Origin of the sequence: Parvimonas sp. D9 (genome assembly GCF_035282565.1) — a bacterium.
GTDB classification, from domain to species: domain Bacteria; phylum Bacillota; class Clostridia; order Tissierellales; family Peptoniphilaceae; genus Parvimonas; species Parvimonas micra.
In genome coordinates this window covers 1-253 of record NZ_JAYKBM010000206.1, presented here as the reverse complement: position 1 = coordinate 253, position 253 = coordinate 1, and the positions used below count along the sequence as shown (strand labels likewise).

Annotated in this window: 1 protein-coding gene; it reads left to right on the top strand. The window is 30.0% G+C overall.

Features of this window, described 5'->3' with window-relative positions:
- A partial coding sequence (locus VJI94_RS08575; RefSeq protein WP_324009064.1) for a hypothetical protein occupies nucleotides 1–253 on the top strand: 253 nt, incomplete at both ends.

Here is a 253-nt window from a genome sequence, read left to right as displayed (position 1 = left end):
AGGTGGATTTTATACTCCAGAGCCTATTGCGGAGTTTATATTAAAATGGGGCATTAATGGAAGTAAAAACTATGATATTCTTGAGCCAAGTTGTGGTGATGGTGTTTTTTTAGAACAACTTCAAAAACATAAATTAAAATATAAATCAGTTACAGCGATTGAGCTCGACAGGCAAGAAGCCCAAAAAGCTGATAAAATAAAGCTAAAAAATAAACAATTAATAAATACAGATTTTCATAAATTCTGCAATAAT